The organism is Comamonas sp., from assembly GCF_036666375.1.
GTDB lineage: Bacteria > Pseudomonadota > Gammaproteobacteria > Burkholderiales > Burkholderiaceae_C > Comamonas.
In genome coordinates, this window is the sequence record NZ_JAVWWA010000037.1 from 25,328 (window position 1) to 40,458 (window position 15,131).

Consider the following 15,131-nt stretch of genomic DNA (forward strand, 5'->3'; position numbering starts at 1 on the left):
AATTCCTGTGGCAGGACACAGCAAATGGGCAAATATCCAGCACCGCAAGGGTCGCCAGGATGAGAAACGGGGCCGCATCTGGACCCGTATCATTCGGGAAATCATGGTGGCCGCACGCACGGGCGGCGGCGACCTGGATGCCAACCCCCGGCTGCGCCTCGCGGTGGAGAAAGCCAAGGCAGCCAATATGCCGGCTGACAACATCAAGCGCAACATCGACAAGGCCACGGGCAACCTCGAAGGCGTGAACTACGAGGAAATCCGATACGAAGGCTACGGTATTGGTGGAGCGGCGATCATTGTCGACACCATGACCGACAACCGCGTGCGCACGGTGGCCGATGTGCGCCACGCATTCAGCAAATATGGTGGCAACATGGGCACGGAAGGCTCGGTGGCCTTCCAGTTCAAGCACTGCGGACAAATCATTTTTGCACCGGGCACTTCGGAAGACCGCGTCATGGAACTGGCGCTCGAAGCCGGTGCCGAGGATGTGGTCACCGACGAGGAGGGCGCCATCGAGGTGCTGACCTCGCCCGCCGACTTTGAAGCCGTACGCAACGCACTGGAAGCCGCGGGCCTCAAGCCCGAAGTGGCGGAAGTGACCATGCGCCCTGAAAACACCATCGCCCTCGAAGGCGATGACGCGACCCGCATGCAAAAGCTGCTGGACATGATCGAAGACCTGGACGACGTTCAAGACGTTTACCACAACGCAGACTTATGAAAATTCTTGTGATTGGCGGCGGAGGCCGTGAGCACGCTTTGGCGTGGAAATTGGCGCAATCGCCCAAGTCGACCAAGGTGTTTGTTGCACCCGGCAACGGTGGCACGGCATTGGCGGGCGGCAAGCTCGAAAACCTGGCCCTGACCGATGTCGTGGCGCTGCGCGAATGGGCGCAGGCCGAAAAGATCGGCCTGACCGTGGTCGGCCCCGAAGCGCCGCTGGCGGCCGGCGTGGTCGACGAATTCCGTGCCCACGGGCTCAAGGTGTTCGGCCCGACCAAGGCCGCGGCGCAGCTTGAAAGCTCCAAGGCCTTCTCCAAGGCCTTCATGGCGCGCCATGGCATTCCCACGGCGGCCTACGAAACGTTCAGCGACCCGGCGCTGGCCCATGCCTACATCGACCGACTGGGCGCGCCCATCGTCGTCAAGGCCGACGGCCTGGCCGCGGGCAAGGGTGTGGTCGTGGCGCTTACGGCACAGGAAGCACATGACGCCGTCGACTTCATGCTGGTCGACAACAAGTACGGCGTGAGCCACAACGACGGCGGCGCACGCGTGGTCATCGAGGAATTCCTCGAAGGCGAGGAAGCGAGCTTCATCGTGCTGTGCGACGGCAAGAACGTGCTGGCGCTGGCCACCAGCCAGGACCACAAGCGTCTCAAGGACGGCGACGAAGGCCCGAACACCGGCGGCATGGGCGCTTACTCGCCCGCGCCCGTGGTCACGGCCGACGTGCATGCCCGGGCGATGCGCGAAATCATCCTGCCGACGATACGCGGCATGGAGCGCGACGGCATTCCGTTCACGGGCTTCCTCTACGCCGGTCTGATGATCGATCCCACGGGCCATGTGAAAACGCTGGAATTCAACTGCCGCATGGGCGACCCCGAAACCCAGCCGATCATGATGCGCCTCAAGAGCGATCTGGTCGACGTGATGGCCGCAGCGGTCGATGGCAAGCTCGACCAGGTCGAACTCGAATGGGATCGCCGCACCGCGCTGGGCGTGGTGATGGCCGCCCATGGCTATCCCGAAGCGCCGCGCAAGGGCGACGTGATCACCGGTCTGCCCGCGGAAACCGATGACGCCATGGTCTTCCATGCCGGCACGGCGCTGGTTAACGGCCAGCCCCAGGTCACAGGCGGACGCGTGCTGTGCGTGACCGCGCTGGCCGACAGCGTCAAGCAGGCCCAGGTGCGCGTGTATGACGTGGCGCGCAGCATCCATTTCGATGGCATGCAGTACCGCCGCGACATCGGCTTTCGCGCCATCAAGAGCTGAGATGCAGCCGGTGGAATCAATCAGCGCAACGCTTGCAAGCGTCGACAACGTGCGCGCCTACCTCACGGGGCTGCAGGACGCGATCTGCAGCGCCCTCGAAGCCGTTGAAAGCGGCGCCGGGGGCGAGGGCGCGGGCGCTGGCCATTTCCTGGCCGATGCCTGGGCCAAGGGGCCCGAGGAGCGTCTGCAGGGCGAAGGCATCACGCGCATCATGGAAGGCGGCCTGGTGTTCGAACGCGCGGGCTGCGGCTTCTCGCATGTGCGCGGCGCGCAGCTGCCGCCCTCGGCCACGCAGCACCGGCCCGAGCTGGCCGGCGCGCCGTTCGAGGCCATGGGCGTGTCGCTGGTGTTCCACCCGCGCAACCCCTATGTGCCCACGGTGCACATGAACGTGCGCATGATTTCGGCCGGTCATCCGGGCCAGGCGCCCACACGCTGGTTCGGTGGCGGGCTCGACCTGACGCCGGTCTATGGCTTCGAGCAGGACGCGGTGGATTTCCACCGCGGCTGCCGCGATGCGCTGGCGCCGTTCGGCGCCGATCTTTACCCGCGTTTCAAGACCTGGTGCGACGAGTATTTCTATCTCAAGCACCGGGACGAGCAGCGCGGCGTGGGCGGAATCTTCTTTGACGATTTCTGCGAGCTGCCGCCCGAACAGAGCTTTGCCATGCTGCGTTCGGTGGGCGACAGTCTGCTCAAGGCCTATCTGCCCATCGTCGCGCGCCGCCAGGACACACCCTATGGCGAGCGCGAGGTGGCGTTCCAGCGCTATCGGCGCGGCCGCTATGTCGAGTTCAACCTGGTCTGGGACCGGGGCACGCATTTCGGCCTGCAGTCGGGCGGGCGCACGGAATCCATCCTGCTGTCCATGCCGCCGCATGCCTGCTGGAGCTACCAGCGCGAGGATGCCCAGGGCTCGCCCGAAGCGGCCTTGACGCGTGAATTCCTCGTGCGGCGCGACTGGCTTTGAGCCTGCAGGCCCGCCGTTCTGACGGGCTTGATGTGCGCGCAGCGGGGTTATGCTGCAAAAAACTATAATTTCGATAGCTGACCGCGCAGATGCGGCACGCATATCATTCCAATAACAAAGCAACAGCCCGGTCTGCGGTACACCGCGGGGGGGCAAGCCGCAGAAGGCATTGAGCCCGGATGCGCGCTATATTGAACAACCTTTTCTATACATCGCCTGATGACCACCACCCCCAAAACGGAAACCGCCGCCAAAAAAGACGTCACCAAGCTCCAGCGCGCCATCGTCGATGGCCTGGAGGATGTCAAGGCGCAAGACATCCAGGTCTTCAATACCGAACACCTGTCGCCACTGTTTGAACGCGTGATCGTGGCATCGGGCACGTCGAACCGCCAGACCAAGGCGCTCGCGGCCAGCGTGCGCGACGCCGTCAAGGAAGCCGGCTTCGACAAGCCGCGCATGGAAGGCGAAGAAAACGGCGAATGGATCATTGTCGACTGCGGCTCGGCCGTGGCGCACATCATGCAGCCCGCGATCCGCCAGTACTACCGCCTGGAAGAGATCTGGGGCGACAAGCCCGTGCGCCTGAAGCTCGGCGCCGCCAAGCCCGCGCCTTCGGCCGCCAATGTGCTGGCCGACAAGAAGGCCGCGCAAAAGGCCGCCAAGTCGGATGCCAAGGCAGCCCCCAAGTCCAAGGCCAAGGCCGCAGACAGCGCCAAGCCCGCAGCCAAGAAGACTGCGGCCAAGCCGGCAGCCGCCAAGAAGCCCGCCGCCGGTAAGCCGGCCTCCAAGACCGTGGCCAAGGGCCTGGCAGCTCCGGCCGCCAGCGCCAAGACCGCAGCCAAGACGGCAGCCAACGCCGTGGCCAAGGAAGCCGCCCAGACCGCAGCCAAGAGCGCGGCCAAGGCTGCAGCCAAGCCCGCTGCCGTCAAGAAGCCCGCCGCCAAGAAGGTCGCCGCCAAGGTCCAGACCGTCGTGGTCAAGCCTTCGGTGCCGCGCACTGCCAAGCCCGCGGCGCCTGCCGCCAAGCGCGCTCCCCGCAAGGCTTCCTGATCGGGCCTGAAGGATGAGGCTTTTGATCGTGGCCGTGGGCCTGCGCGTGCCCGACTGGGCGCAGACGGCTTACGACGATTACGCCAAGCGCTTTCCACCGGAGTTGAAGGTGGAGCTCAAGGCGGTCAAGACCGAGCCGCGCGGCTCCAAGACGCTGGAGACGCTTTACGCCGCCGAGCGCGAGCGCATCGAGGCGGCCATTCCGCGCGGCATGCGCATCGTGGTGCTCGACGAGCGCGGCACGACCCTCACGACCAAGGCCCTGGCCCAGCGTCTGCAGGGCTGGCAGCTCGAAGGCGACGATGTGGCGCTGGTGATAGGCGGGCCCGACGGGCTCGATCCGGCGTTTCGCCAGGCCGCGCACGAGCGCATACGCCTGTCCGACCTGACGCTGCCGCACGCCATGGTGCGCGTGCTGCTCATCGAGCAGCTGTACCGCGCCTGGTCGGTGAATGCAGGTCATCCTTACCATCGCGAGTAAGGGACGGTGGCGCGAGCTGGCGCCTCTTTAGACCCATGAACGGCCTGTACTCATCACTTGAGTACGGGCCGTTCATCCTTCGACTGGCTCAGGACGAACGGGGGGATGAGGCCCGCTGTTTCTTGTTGATTCATTGCGAGACTTGGGCTCGCTGGCCTCGCTCAATCCTTGCTCCGACTCATTTCCATGGAGAACGTGAACCGATTCGCCGGGTGGAATGAACGCGAGATCTCCAGCAATTCCCCGGCCGGATCGTAATAGCGCCGCGTGATGCGCAGCGCGGGCGAGCCGCTTTCCGTCTTGAGTTCCGCCGCCATGTCCGCGGGCAGCAAAATGGCCTGCACGTCCTGGCGTATGCGCGCGATCGCGCGGCCGTAGCGTTCTTCGATGAGGCTGCTGATCAGCGTTTGTGGCGAGGCGCGTACCAGCTGGGCGATGTCGGCGAAAGCGGCGTCCACATAGACGTCGGTCCAGCAGATGGGCAGGGCATTGGCCTGGCTGCTGTCGAGCCGCAGGCTCGAGATGCGCAGCCAGCGCGTGCCGCCAGGGCAGTCGAGCTCCTTGGCCAGAGCGAGGTCGGCGACCAGCTCCTGCGACGACTTGACGGTGCGCACATGGCGCGCGCCGAACTGCGCGAGCTCGTCCACGGTGGCGATCGACTGCGTGAAGCCCATCGCGGGGCGCGCCGATTCGACGCGCGTGCCCACGTTCTTCTTGCGCGAAATCAGTCCCTGCTCCTGCAGCTCGTCGAGCGCCTTGCGCACCGCGTAACGGCTCAGGCCGTACTGCTCGCACAGTTCCAGTTCGGTGGGCAGCAGGCTGCCCACGGGATGCACCCCCGAAGTAATGGCGTCCGTCAGCTCGCGGCAGAGGTCTGTCTGTATGCTTTTCTTCATCGCTTGGATTGTGTCCCGAATCAGGGTTTTCACTGTGAAGTCAATTGTTCGAACATATCTACACTTCGATATGTACGAACATAACTATATGTTCGATTTTATTCAACATATTGGATTGCACTCCCATGCGCAACGGCTCCTCTTCCAGCACTGTCATCGATTCCATCCTGTTTCGCGATGCGTTCGGCACGCCCGCGATGCGCGAAGTCTTCTCCGATCGCGGTCTCATCGCGCGTTACATCGAAGTCGAAGTCGCACTGGCCCAGGCCCAGGCCCGCTGCGGCGTGATCCCGCAAGACGCGGCGCAGACGATTGCGCGCGCGTCGTGCATAGAGAAGATCGATTTCGATCATATGCGCCAGGAGACCGACATCGTCGGTTATCCGATCCTGCCGCTGGTGCACCAGCTGGTGGAGATGTGCGGCGACGCCGGCCGCTATGTGCACTGGGGCGCGACGACCCAGGACATCATGGATACCGCCAACGTGCTGCAGGTGCGCGCCGCGCTGGATATCGTGGAAGCCGACATTCGCGCGCTGCGCGCCATCCTGGCCGATCTGGCGAAGAAGCACCGCGACACGCCCATGGCCGGGCGCACGCACCTGCAGCAGGCGCTGCCCGTGACCTTCGGCTACAAAGTCGCGATCTGGCTGGCGATGTTCGATCGCCACCAGCAGCGCCTGGCCGAGCTGCGCGCGCGCGTGCAGTGCGTGAGCTTCGCGGGCGCCGCGGGCACGCTCGCTTCGCTGGGCGACAAGGGCTTCGAAGTGCAAAAAGCGCTGGCCGAGGAACTGGGCCTGCAGGTTCCCGTGACCACCTGGCATGTGGCGCGCGACGGTTTCGCCGAGGCCGTGAATCTGCTGGCGCTGGTCACGGGCTCGCTGGGCAAGATTGCGCTCGACATCATGATCATGGCTTCTACGGAATTCGCCGAAGTCTACGAACCGTTCGTCAAGGGCCGCGGCGCCAGTAGCACCATGCCGCAAAAGCGCAATCCTATCTCCAGCGAGCTGATGCTGGCCGCGGCCAAGGGCGTGCGCCAGCATGCGGGCCTGATGGTCGACGCGATGATCCAGGACTTCGAGCGCGCGACCGGCCCCTGGCACGCCGAGTGGATTGCGATTCCGGAGAGCTTCATCCTGACCGCGGGCGCATTGCACCAGGCCAGGTTCGCGCTCGGCGGGCTGATCGTCGACGCCGCACAGATGCGCCGCAATCTGGGCATCAGCCGGGGCCTGATCGTCGCCGAGGCCGTGATGATGGGTCTGGCCCCGGCCATGGGCCGCCAGCAGGCGCATGACGTGGTGTACGACGCCTGCCGCAGCGTCAACGAATCCGGCGGCACGCTGGCCGACGCGCTCAGCGCATTGCCCGCCGTCACCGCGCATTTCGATCGCGCCGCGATCGAGCACCTGACCGACCCCGTGAACTACCTGGGGCTGGCGCCGCAAATGGTCGACCGTGCGCTGGAAGCATCGACCAAGACCCTCTGATTCCGAAATCCAAGGAGACAAAAAATGAAGCTGCTCAAGACTTCCGGCGCTGTGGCCCTGCTGCTCGCATCCCAGATCGCCGCGGCCCAGGCCTGGCCCAGCAAGACCATGACCTGGATCGTGCCCTTTGCCGCGGGCGGTCCCACCGATGCGATGGCGCGCGACATCGCCGACAAGGTGTCGCGCCAGGTCGGCCAGACCATCGTCATCGAGAACGTCGCCGGCGCGGGCGGTACCATAGGCGCGACCAAGGCATCGCGCTCGCCGGCCGACGGCTATACCTTCCTGGTCGGCCACATGGGCTACATGGGTGCGGGCCCGGCGCTGTACAAGAAGCTCAGCTACGACCCGGTCAGGAGCTTCGAGCCCGTGTTCCGCTTTCCCGATACCCCGCTGGTGATGCTGGTCGGCAAGAACTCGCCCTACAAGAGCGCCGACGACTTCGTCGCCGCGGCCAAGGCCAAGCCCTTGGCGCTGAACTTCAGCAACGCGGGCGTGGGCTCGACTTCGCATCTCATCGCCGCGCTGTTCGCGTCGCGCGCCGGCATCGAAGTCACGCAGATTGCCTACAAGGGCGCGGGCCCGGCGATCAACGACCTGATCGGCGGCCAGGTCGATGCCATGTTTGACCAAAGCAACACCGCCTTGCCGCAAGTGCAGGGTGGGCGCCTGAACGCCATCGCGCTGACTTCGCTCACGCCCATGGCCAGGCAATATCCGGGCGTCAAGCCGCTGGCCGAGAAAACGATTCCCGGCTTCGAGGCCGCGACTTGGTACGGCCTGTACGCGCCCAAGGGCACGCCGCGCGACGTGGTCGAGAAGATGCACCAGGCCTATCTCAAGGCGCTGGGGGACAAGGCCTGGACCGAGCGCATGACAAGCCAGGGCATCAAGCTGCTGCCCGATGCGCAATACGCGCCTGATGCATTCGGCAAGTTCACGGCCGCCGAAGTGCTGCGCTGGAACGAGGTCGTCGCGGCGGCGAAGATACAGCTCGACTGAGCGCGCCCATGGTCCGCATCGCACAGGAAGATCTGGTCGAAAGCCTGGCCCGGGCTTTCCAGTATGTGAGCCACCACCATCCGGCTGACTATGTGCAGGCGCTGCGCCGCGCGCAGGAGCGCGAGACGCATGCGCCCGCGCGCGCCGCGATCGAGCAGTTGCTGGTCAACAGCCGGCTCGCGGCTCTGGGCCGGCGGCCCCTTTGCCAGGACACGGGCGTGGGCCAGGTGTTCGTGCGCCTGGGCTGCGGCGTGCAGTTCTATCGCCACGACGGCGCGCCGCCCCTTTGCTTGCAGGAAGTCGCCAACGAAGGCGTGCGCCGCGGCTACACCGACCCGGTCAATCCGCTGCGCGCGACCATGGTGTCCGACCCGCTGGGACTGCGGCGCAATACGCGCGACAACACGCCCGCCGTCGTGCAGTGCGAGATCGTCGCAGGCGATGTGCTCGAAGTGCTGGTCGTCGCCAAGGGCGGCGGCGGCGATGTGAAGACGCGGTTCGCGACGCTCGAGCCCAGCGACAGCGTTGCCGACTGGGTGATTGCGCAGTTGCCTGGTATGGGCGCGGGCTGGTGCCCGCCGGGCACGCTGGGCATAGGCATAGGCGGCACGCCCGAACAGGCGATGCTGCTGGCCAAGCTGTCGCTGTTCGATGCGATCGACATCGATCTGCTGCAGGCGCGCGGCGCGCAGGGCGCCGAGCAAGCGCTGCGCCTCGAAGTCTTCGAGCGCGCGAACGCGCTGGGCATAGGCGCGCAAGGCCTGGGCGGGTCGTCGGCCGTGCTGGATGTGAAGCTGCGCACCGCCCCCTGCCATGCGGCCACCATTCCTGTGGCCTTGATTCCGAATTGCACGGCCGCGCGCTATGTGCGCTTCACGCTCGACGGCAGCGGCCCGGCCGCGCTGGCCGAGCCGCCCGCAAGCCTGTGGGACGGCATCGCCGAGCGCTTCGACATGCCTGGCGCGGTGCGCGTCGATCTGGACCAGCTCGACAAGGCCCAGGTGAGCCAATGGAAGACCGGGCAGACGCTGCTGCTGTCCGGCTCCGTGCTGACTGCGCGCGACGCCGCGCACAAGCGTCTGGTCGATCTCATGGCGCGCGGCCAGCCCTTGCCCGTGGACTTGCGCGATCGCACCATCTACTACGTGGGCCCGGTCGATGCCGTGGGCGAAGAAGCCGTGGGCCCCGCGGGGCCGACCACGGCCACGCGCATGGACCGCTTCGTCGAGCCGCTGATGGCCGGCACCGGACTGCTGGCGATGATAGGCAAGGCCGAACGCGGCAAGGATGCGATCGCGGCGATCGCGCGCCACGGCGGCGTGTACCTGAGCGCGACGGGCGGCGCGGCCTATCTGCTGGCCCGATCGATACGCGCGGCACGGGTCGTGGCGTTTGCCGACCTGGGCATGGAAGCGATCCATGAGTTCGTGCTGCATGACTTCCCGGTCACGGTGGCGGTGGACAGCCAGGGGCGGACGATCCACCTTTTTGGCAAGGCCGTCTGAGGCGCAAAGGCTGTCGCGCGCTTTGCCCGGAGCGCACGGAATCGGTCGGACGATGGGAGACAACTGCGGCAAGGGCTGCTGTCAGGCCGCAAGGCGTTGGCCGCCATGCGCGCCGTGGCCTGGCACCCGCGCCGGACACCACCGTCGCGCTGGGCGCGCAGCGCCTGGGCAAGCCCGGCGCCTGTGGCATCCTGTTATCCGCCTGTCCGACCTGACGCTGCCGCACGCCAGGGTGCGCGTGCTGCTCATCGAGCAGCTGTACCGCGCCTGGTCGGTGAATGCAGGTCATTCTTACCACAGGGAATGATTGCGGGTCCGGATCGATGAAGCAGCCTCAGGGCTGCTTTTTTTGCTCCACCCCGGATGAGCACGCGTCCGCGGCTGCAGGTCCCGCCACTATCCGGCCGCAGTGAGCGATGCAAGGCGCGACCGGGTGGTGAGATTCAGCCGGTAAACGCAATTGAATATTGCTCTGCTGCGGGGTCAGGGTCGCGCGGCACCTGTTAGATTGCGGTATCGCAAGGCGCTGTGCGTGCGGCCCGGAAGGCGCGCGCCGAAAATCTACATAACTATCGAGAGAATCCATGGAATTGCTGAATCAGTTCTTCACGTCATTGAACGGCATCGTATGGGGTGTGCCCATGATCGTGCTGATCCTGGGCACCGGCTTTTATCTGCAGATTCGCCTGGGATTCATGCCGCTGCGCAATATCGTCCATGGCTTTCGCATGATCTGGCGCAGCCGGCGTATCGAAGACAAGGCCGATGGCGACATCTCGCCCTATGCGGCGCTGATGACGGCGCTGTCGGCGACGGTGGGCACGGGAAATATCGCCGGCGTGGCCACGGCCATCGCGGTGGGCGGCCCAGGGGCGCTGTTCTGGATGTGGATGACCGCGTTGCTGGGCATGGCCACCAAGTACGGTGAAGTCGTCGTCGCGGTGAAGTACCGCGAGCAGAATGCCAAGGGCCAGTGGGTCGGCGGCCCGATGTACGCAATCAAGAACGGCCTGGGGCGTCACTGGCGCTGGATGGGTACGCTGTTCGCCATCTTCGGCGGCTTTGCCGGCTTCGGCATAGGCTCCATGGTGCAGGCCAACGGCATTGCCTCGGCCATGCACAGCGCCTTCGGCCTGGAAAACTGGGTCACCGGCCTGGCGTTGGCGCTGCTGGTGGGCGCGGTCGTGCTGGGCGGGATCACGCGCATCGGCGCGGTCGCCGAAAAGCTGGTGCCGGCGATGTGCGTGCTCTACATTGCCTGCGTGCTGTGTGTGCTGTGGGTTTTTGCCGACCGTATCCCCAGCGCCTTCGCGCTGATCTTTGCCCAGGCCTTCAATCCTACGGCGGCCACGGGCGGTTTCCTGGGCTCGACCGTGCTGATGGCCTTGCGCATGGGAGTGGCGCGCGGCATCTTCTCCAACGAAGCCGGCCTGGGCACCGCCGGCATCGCCCAGGCCGCGGGAGCGACCAAGGACCCGGTGTTCTCGGGCCTGGTAGGCATGATGGGCACCTTCATCGACACCATCATCGTCTGCACCATGACCGGCCTGGCCATTGTCGTCAGCGGCGTCTGGAACTCGGGCGCGACCGGCGCGGTGCTGTCGACCCAGAGTTTCGAGGCGGCACTGCCCGGCATTGGCAAGTATCTGCTGGCGCTGTCGCTGGCGGTGTTTGCCTTCACCACCATCCTGGGCTGGGCCTATTACGGCGAGAAGTGCTGGACCTACCTGGTCGGCCCGGTCTGCGAAAAGCCTTTTCGCATCCTGTGGACCGTGGCTGCGTATTTCGGCGCCGTGGCGACCCTGGACTTCGCCTGGCTGGTGGCGGACACGCTCAACGCGCTGATGGCGATTCCCAATCTGATCTCGCTGCTGCTGCTTTCGCCGGTGATCGTGCAGCTCACGCGCGAGTACTTTGCCCGGCGCGACGGCGCAGCGCGATAGGCGGCTTGCGAGGCCGTCGAGCGCGCGTGGTACTATCTTTTTCATAGCCTGCGACGCTTGAATTTAAAGGGTTGCAGCAGTTTTTACCGTCTGCCATGTCTGATTTCCTCTACCTCGCCTCGCAAAGTCCCCGCCGCCGTCAATTGCTCGAGCAAATCGGCGTGCGCCACGAATTGCTGCTGCCCAACGCCGCCGGCGATGTCGCAGAAGATGCCGAAGCCATCGAGCTGGCGCTGGCCGCCGAAGCGCCACGCGACTACGTGCAGCGCGTGACCGGACTCAAGCTCGACGCAGCCGTGGCCCGCCATGCGCGCCGCGGCCTGGCGCCCGCGCCCATCCTGTGTTCCGATACCACGGTGGCGCTGGGTGCGCAGATCCTGGGCAAGCCCGAAGATGAGGCCGATGCCGCGCGCATTCTTTCGCTGCTCTGCGGCCAGGAGCATGAGGTGCTCACGGCCGTGGCGCTGCAGTCCGGCCCGCAGCGTTTCACGGCGCTTTCAGTTTCTGTCGTGCGCTTCGCGGCCATGACGCCCGCGCAGATCGCGGCCTATGTCGCCACGGGCGAGCCCATGGGCAAGGCCGGCGCCTATGGCATACAGGGCGCGGCCGCGGTGCATGTCGCCCACCTCGCGGGCAGCTATACCGGCATCATGGGGCTGCCCCTGTTCGAAACCGCCCAGCTGCTGCGCCAGGCCGGCTGGTCCCTTTGAATTGGATAGGCAAGCAATGAACATGCAACAGGACATTCTGATCAACTGGTCGCCCCAGGAGACCCGCGTCGCCATCGTCGAAAGCGGGGCGGTGCAGGAGCTGCACATGGAGCGCCCGCTCGAGCGCGGCCTGGTGGGCAATGTCTATCTGGGCAAGGTGGCGCGCGTGCTGCCGGGAATGCAGTCGGCGTTCATCGACATTGGCCTGGAGCGCGCGGCCTTCCTGCATGTGGCCGACGTCTGGCAGCGCCAGGAAAACGGCGAGGCGCCGATGTTCGCGCGCAAGGACCTGCCGGTCAAACCGATTGAAAAGCAGATCTTCGAGGGCCAGGCCATCCTGGTCCAGGTCATCAAGGACCCGATAGGCACCAAGGGCGCGCGGCTGTCGACCCAGGTCAGCATCGCAGGGCGGCTGCTGGTGTTCCTGCCCCAGGACGACCATGTGGGCGTGTCGCAGAAGATTCCGCCTGCCGAACGCGACGCGCTGCGCGCCCGGCTGCAGGGCCTGGTGGGCGAGAAGGCCACGGGCGGCGGTGGCGGTTTCATCCTGCGCACCAACGGCGAGGATTCGAGCGACCAGGAGCTGTCGGAAGACATTGCCTACCTGCGCAAGACCTGGGCGCGCATCAAGCAGTCATCGGTGCAGCTGCCGCCGGGCTCGCTGCTGCACCAGGATCTGAACCTGCTGCAGCGCGTGCTGCGCGATCTGGTGGGCGAGCAGACGCAGACCATTCGCATCGACTCGCGCGAGCAGTTTGCGGCCTTGCAGGCTTTCGGGCTGGAATTCATGCCCGCGGCCGTGCCCAAGCTGCAGCTGTACAAGGGCGAGCGGCCAATTTTCGACCTCTACTCGATTGACGAGGAAATCGCCAAGGCGCTGGGCCGGCGCGTGGACCTCAAGTCGGGCGGCTACCTGATCGTCGACCAGACCGAAGCCCTGACGACCATCGATGTCAACACCGGTGGTTTCGTCGGCGCGCGCAATTTCGACGACACCATTTTCAAGACCAATCTCGAGGCCGCCCAGGCGATCGCGCGCCAGCTGCGCCTGCGCAATCTGGGCGGCATCGTGATCGCCGACTTCATCGACATGGTGCGCGAAGAGCACCAGCTGTCGGTGCTCGCCGAGTTCCGCAAGCAGCTGGGCCGCGACCGCGTCAAGACCATGATGTCGGGCGGCTTCTCGCAGCTGGGCCTGGTCGAGATGACGCGCAAGCGCACGCGCGAATCGCTGGCCCACATGCTGTGCGAACCCTGCCCGGTGTGCACCGGCAAGGGCATAGTCAAGACCGCGCGCAGCGTCTGCTACGACGTGCTGCGCGAAATCCTGCGCGAGGCGCGCCAGTTCAATCCGCAGGAATTCCGCGTGATTGCCTCGCGCCAGGTCGTCGACCTGTTTCTCGACGAGGAAAGCCCGCACCTGGCCAGCCTCTCGGACTTCATCGGCAAGCCGATTTCGCTGCAGGCGGAAAACGCCATGGGCCAGGAGCAGTACGACATCGTGCTGCTGTGATCGGCAGCGATTGCAGGCTGGTGCAATAGGGAACGCACGCGCCCGGACCCGCAGTCGCATGGCCGCCACGCGCCAAGCGTACCGGGCATGGATATGATGGTGAATATCCGTCACTGAGGTAACGCCATATGTCCAGCGTGGATTTCTTGCATCTGCCGCGCCAGCGCGGCCCGCACCGGGCTGCGCACTGACTATGGTGGTGGAGTTCCTGCATTCGCTGGCGCTTGTCCCACTGACCCTGCTGCCCATCATGAACCCGCTGAGCGGAGCGCCGGTGTTCTCCATGACCGTGGGCAACAACCCCGTGGCCGCGCACCAGTTGGCGCGTCAGGTGGCGATCAATTGCTGGTTCGTGCTGGTCGGCTCCATGCTCGTGGGCACCTATGTGCTGAGCCTGTTCGGCATCTCCTTGCCCATTGTGCGCATAGGCGGCGGTCTGCTGGTCGCGGCTTCGGGCTGGCGCATGCTCAACCGCAATGACGACGACGAGGTCCAAGAGGCCGTCAAGCGCACCCAGCCCGACAGCTGGACCCATGCCGAGATCATGCGGCGCAGCTTTTTTCCGCTCACTTTTCCCTTGACCACCGGCCCCGGCTCGATTGCCGCAGCAATTGCCATCGGCGCGGGCTTGCCGCGCCAGCTGGAATTGTATGTTTCGGGCGCCTTCGTGGCCGTGCTGGGTGCGACCGCCACGGTCGGCGTGGTCTATCTTGTCAACCGCAATGCCGCGGCGCTGATGTTCAAGCTCGGTGAGGTCGGCACCCTGGTCATGACGCGGCTGATGGCTTTCATCCTGCTGTGCATAGGCATAGAGATCATCTGGACTGGATGGGCCCAGTTGAACGGTATTTCACCTCACTGAAGGAGATACGCTGCATGGACAACCTGCTGATCTTTGTGCAAGGCGCGATGCTGCTGGGGCTGATCGCGGTTGGCGTGCATTTCAAGGGCATGGCCATAGGCCTGTTCGGTGCGCTGGGCGTGCTGCTGTTCGTGCTGCTGTTCAGCATTGCGCCGGGCTCGGTGCCGGTGTCGGCCATGCTCATCATCATGTCGGTCGTGACGGCGGCCGGCGCCATGCAGCTGGCCGGGGGCATAGACTTTCTGGTGGCCCAGGCGCAGAAGGTGATACGCCGCTTTCCCAACCAGATCACCTACGTGGCGCCGCTGACCACCTTCACTTTCTGCGCGGGCGCGGGCACGGGCAACATCTACTATTCGCTGATGCCGGTGATCTACGAGGTGGCGCTGGCCAACAAGGTGCGTCCCGAACGGCCGCTGGCGCTGTCTGCCACGGCGGGCCAGCTGGCGATCACGGCCAGCCCGGTGTCGGCGGCCATGGCGGCCATGGTCGGGCTGCTCGCGCCGCAGGGCTTCCGGATCACCGACATTCTGATGATCACGGTGCCGGCCTCCATCGTCGCCATCATCGCCGGCGGCCTGGTGATGAGCCGCGTCGGCAAGCCGCTGGAGCAGGACCCGGAATACCTGCGGCGCATCGCCAGCGGCGAGCTGGTGGCACCCGCTGCCGACGCCCAGCTCAAGCCGCCGACGCGCG

Annotated in this window: 14 protein-coding genes and 1 pseudogene; 14 read left to right on the forward strand and 1 reads right to left on the reverse strand. The window is 65.6% G+C overall.

The window, feature by feature from the left end; translation table 11 throughout:
- The first annotated feature begins 7 nt into the window (after positions 1 to 7).
- The 5 genes from RR928_RS11285 (at position 8) to rlmH (ending at position 4,511) form a co-directional block, all read left to right on the forward strand.
- Positions 8 to 727 (forward strand): YebC/PmpR family DNA-binding transcriptional regulator, encoded by a 720-nt coding sequence (locus RR928_RS11285; RefSeq protein WP_332536686.1) that lies wholly within the window; start codon positions 8 to 10, stop codon positions 725 to 727.
- Entirely contained in the window at positions 724 to 2,007 is a 1,284-nt protein-coding gene (gene purD / locus RR928_RS11290; protein WP_332536685.1) for a phosphoribosylamine--glycine ligase, read from the forward strand. The genes RR928_RS11285 and purD overlap by 4 nt, the downstream gene beginning before the upstream one ends.
- 1 nt (position 2,008) lies before the next feature.
- Positions 2,009 to 2,977: an oxygen-dependent coproporphyrinogen oxidase gene (gene hemF, locus RR928_RS11295; protein ID WP_332682550.1), complete on the forward strand. Its 969-nt coding sequence runs from the start codon at positions 2,009 to 2,011 to the stop codon at positions 2,975 to 2,977.
- A 219-nt stretch (positions 2,978 to 3,196) separates the two neighbouring features.
- Complete coding sequence (gene rsfS / locus RR928_RS11300) at positions 3,197 to 4,030, forward strand: ribosome silencing factor (protein WP_332536681.1); 834 nt, start codon at positions 3,197 to 3,199, stop codon at positions 4,028 to 4,030.
- A 13-nt stretch (positions 4,031 to 4,043) separates the two neighbouring features.
- The gene (rlmH, locus tag RR928_RS11305) at positions 4,044 to 4,511 is read left to right on the forward strand and encodes a 23S rRNA (pseudouridine(1915)-N(3))-methyltransferase RlmH (RefSeq protein WP_332536679.1); all 468 of its coding nucleotides are present in this window, start codon (positions 4,044 to 4,046) and stop codon (positions 4,509 to 4,511) included.
- Positions 4,512 to 4,672: 161 nt separating this feature from the next.
- Here the strand turns inward: rlmH and RR928_RS11310 are convergent, their stop codons facing one another.
- Positions 4,673 to 5,407: a GntR family transcriptional regulator gene (locus RR928_RS11310; RefSeq protein WP_332682553.1), complete on the reverse strand. Its 735-nt coding sequence runs from the start codon at positions 5,405 to 5,407 to the stop codon at positions 4,673 to 4,675.
- A 125-nt stretch (positions 5,408 to 5,532) separates the two neighbouring features.
- On the opposite strand from RR928_RS11310, the gene pcaB reads away from it, so the two are divergent.
- From pcaB to RR928_RS11355, 9 genes and pseudogenes are all read left to right on the forward strand, one after another.
- Entirely contained in the window at positions 5,533 to 6,900 is a 1,368-nt protein-coding gene (pcaB, locus tag RR928_RS11315) for a 3-carboxy-cis,cis-muconate cycloisomerase (RefSeq protein ID WP_332536675.1), read from the forward strand.
- 24 nt (positions 6,901 to 6,924) lie between these two features.
- Complete coding sequence (locus tag RR928_RS11320; RefSeq protein WP_332536673.1) at positions 6,925 to 7,902, forward strand: tripartite tricarboxylate transporter substrate-binding protein; 978 nt, start codon at positions 6,925 to 6,927, stop codon at positions 7,900 to 7,902.
- 8 nt (positions 7,903 to 7,910) lie between these two features.
- Positions 7,911 to 9,407, forward strand: coding sequence for a fumarate hydratase (locus RR928_RS11325; protein WP_332536672.1), 1,497 nt, complete (start codon positions 7,911 to 7,913; stop codon positions 9,405 to 9,407).
- Positions 9,408 to 9,600: 193 nt separating this feature from the next.
- Positions 9,601 to 9,714: pseudogene (locus RR928_RS11330) on the forward strand (23S rRNA (pseudouridine(1915)-N(3))-methyltransferase RlmH); the annotation flags it as partial.
- A gap of 277 nt (positions 9,715 to 9,991) precedes the next feature.
- Positions 9,992 to 11,350, forward strand: a complete 1,359-nt coding sequence (locus RR928_RS11335; RefSeq protein ID WP_332536671.1) for an alanine/glycine:cation symporter family protein — start codon at positions 9,992 to 9,994, stop codon at positions 11,348 to 11,350.
- A 95-nt stretch (positions 11,351 to 11,445) separates the two neighbouring features.
- Positions 11,446 to 12,060 carry a Maf family protein gene (locus tag RR928_RS11340; RefSeq protein WP_332536670.1) on the forward strand — a complete coding sequence of 205 codons (615 nt, stop codon included), beginning with the start codon at positions 11,446 to 11,448 and terminating at the stop codon, positions 12,058 to 12,060.
- Positions 12,061 to 12,082: 22 nt separating this feature from the next.
- Positions 12,083 to 13,573, forward strand: a complete 1,491-nt coding sequence (rng, locus tag RR928_RS11345; protein WP_332536721.1) for a ribonuclease G — start codon at positions 12,083 to 12,085, stop codon at positions 13,571 to 13,573.
- 193 nt (positions 13,574 to 13,766) lie between these two features.
- On the forward strand, positions 13,767 to 14,435 hold the full coding sequence (locus RR928_RS11350) for a MarC family protein (RefSeq protein WP_332536668.1): 669 nt from the start codon (positions 13,767 to 13,769) through the stop codon (positions 14,433 to 14,435).
- 14 nt (positions 14,436 to 14,449) lie between these two features.
- Positions 14,450 to 15,131 (forward strand): anaerobic C4-dicarboxylate transporter family protein (locus tag RR928_RS11355; RefSeq protein WP_332682557.1); only part of this gene is annotated, 682 nt, incomplete at its 3' end.

What these genes read in the sequence shown, in the direction of transcription:
- pcaB (WP_332536675.1), top strand. Translation starts at nt 5,533, where the DNA reads ATGCGCAACGGCTCCTCTTCCAGCACTGTCATCGATTCCATCCTGTTT.
- RR928_RS11340 (WP_332536670.1), top strand. Translation starts at nt 11,446, where the DNA reads ATGTCTGATTTCCTCTACCTCGCCTCGCAAAGTCCCCGCCGCCGTCAA.
- rng (WP_332536721.1), top strand. Translation starts at nt 12,083, where the DNA reads ATGCAACAGGACATTCTGATCAACTGGTCGCCCCAGGAGACCCGCGTC.
- rlmH (WP_332536679.1), top strand. Translation starts at nt 4,044, where the DNA reads ATGAGGCTTTTGATCGTGGCCGTGGGCCTGCGCGTGCCCGACTGGGCG.
- hemF (WP_332682550.1), top strand. Translation starts at nt 2,009, where the DNA reads ATGCAGCCGGTGGAATCAATCAGCGCAACGCTTGCAAGCGTCGACAAC.
- rsfS (WP_332536681.1), top strand. Translation starts at nt 3,197, where the DNA reads ATGACCACCACCCCCAAAACGGAAACCGCCGCCAAAAAAGACGTCACC.
- RR928_RS11325 (WP_332536672.1), top strand. Translation starts at nt 7,911, where the DNA reads ATGGTCCGCATCGCACAGGAAGATCTGGTCGAAAGCCTGGCCCGGGCT.
- RR928_RS11320 (WP_332536673.1), top strand. Translation starts at nt 6,925, where the DNA reads ATGAAGCTGCTCAAGACTTCCGGCGCTGTGGCCCTGCTGCTCGCATCC.
- RR928_RS11335 (WP_332536671.1), top strand. Translation starts at nt 9,992, where the DNA reads ATGGAATTGCTGAATCAGTTCTTCACGTCATTGAACGGCATCGTATGG.
- purD (WP_332536685.1), top strand. Translation starts at nt 724, where the DNA reads ATGAAAATTCTTGTGATTGGCGGCGGAGGCCGTGAGCACGCTTTGGCG.
- RR928_RS11350 (WP_332536668.1), top strand. Translation starts at nt 13,767, where the DNA reads ATGGTGGTGGAGTTCCTGCATTCGCTGGCGCTTGTCCCACTGACCCTG.
- RR928_RS11310 (WP_332682553.1), bottom strand. Translation starts at nt 5,407, where the DNA reads ATGAAGAAAAGCATACAGACAGACCTCTGCCGCGAGCTGACGGACGCC.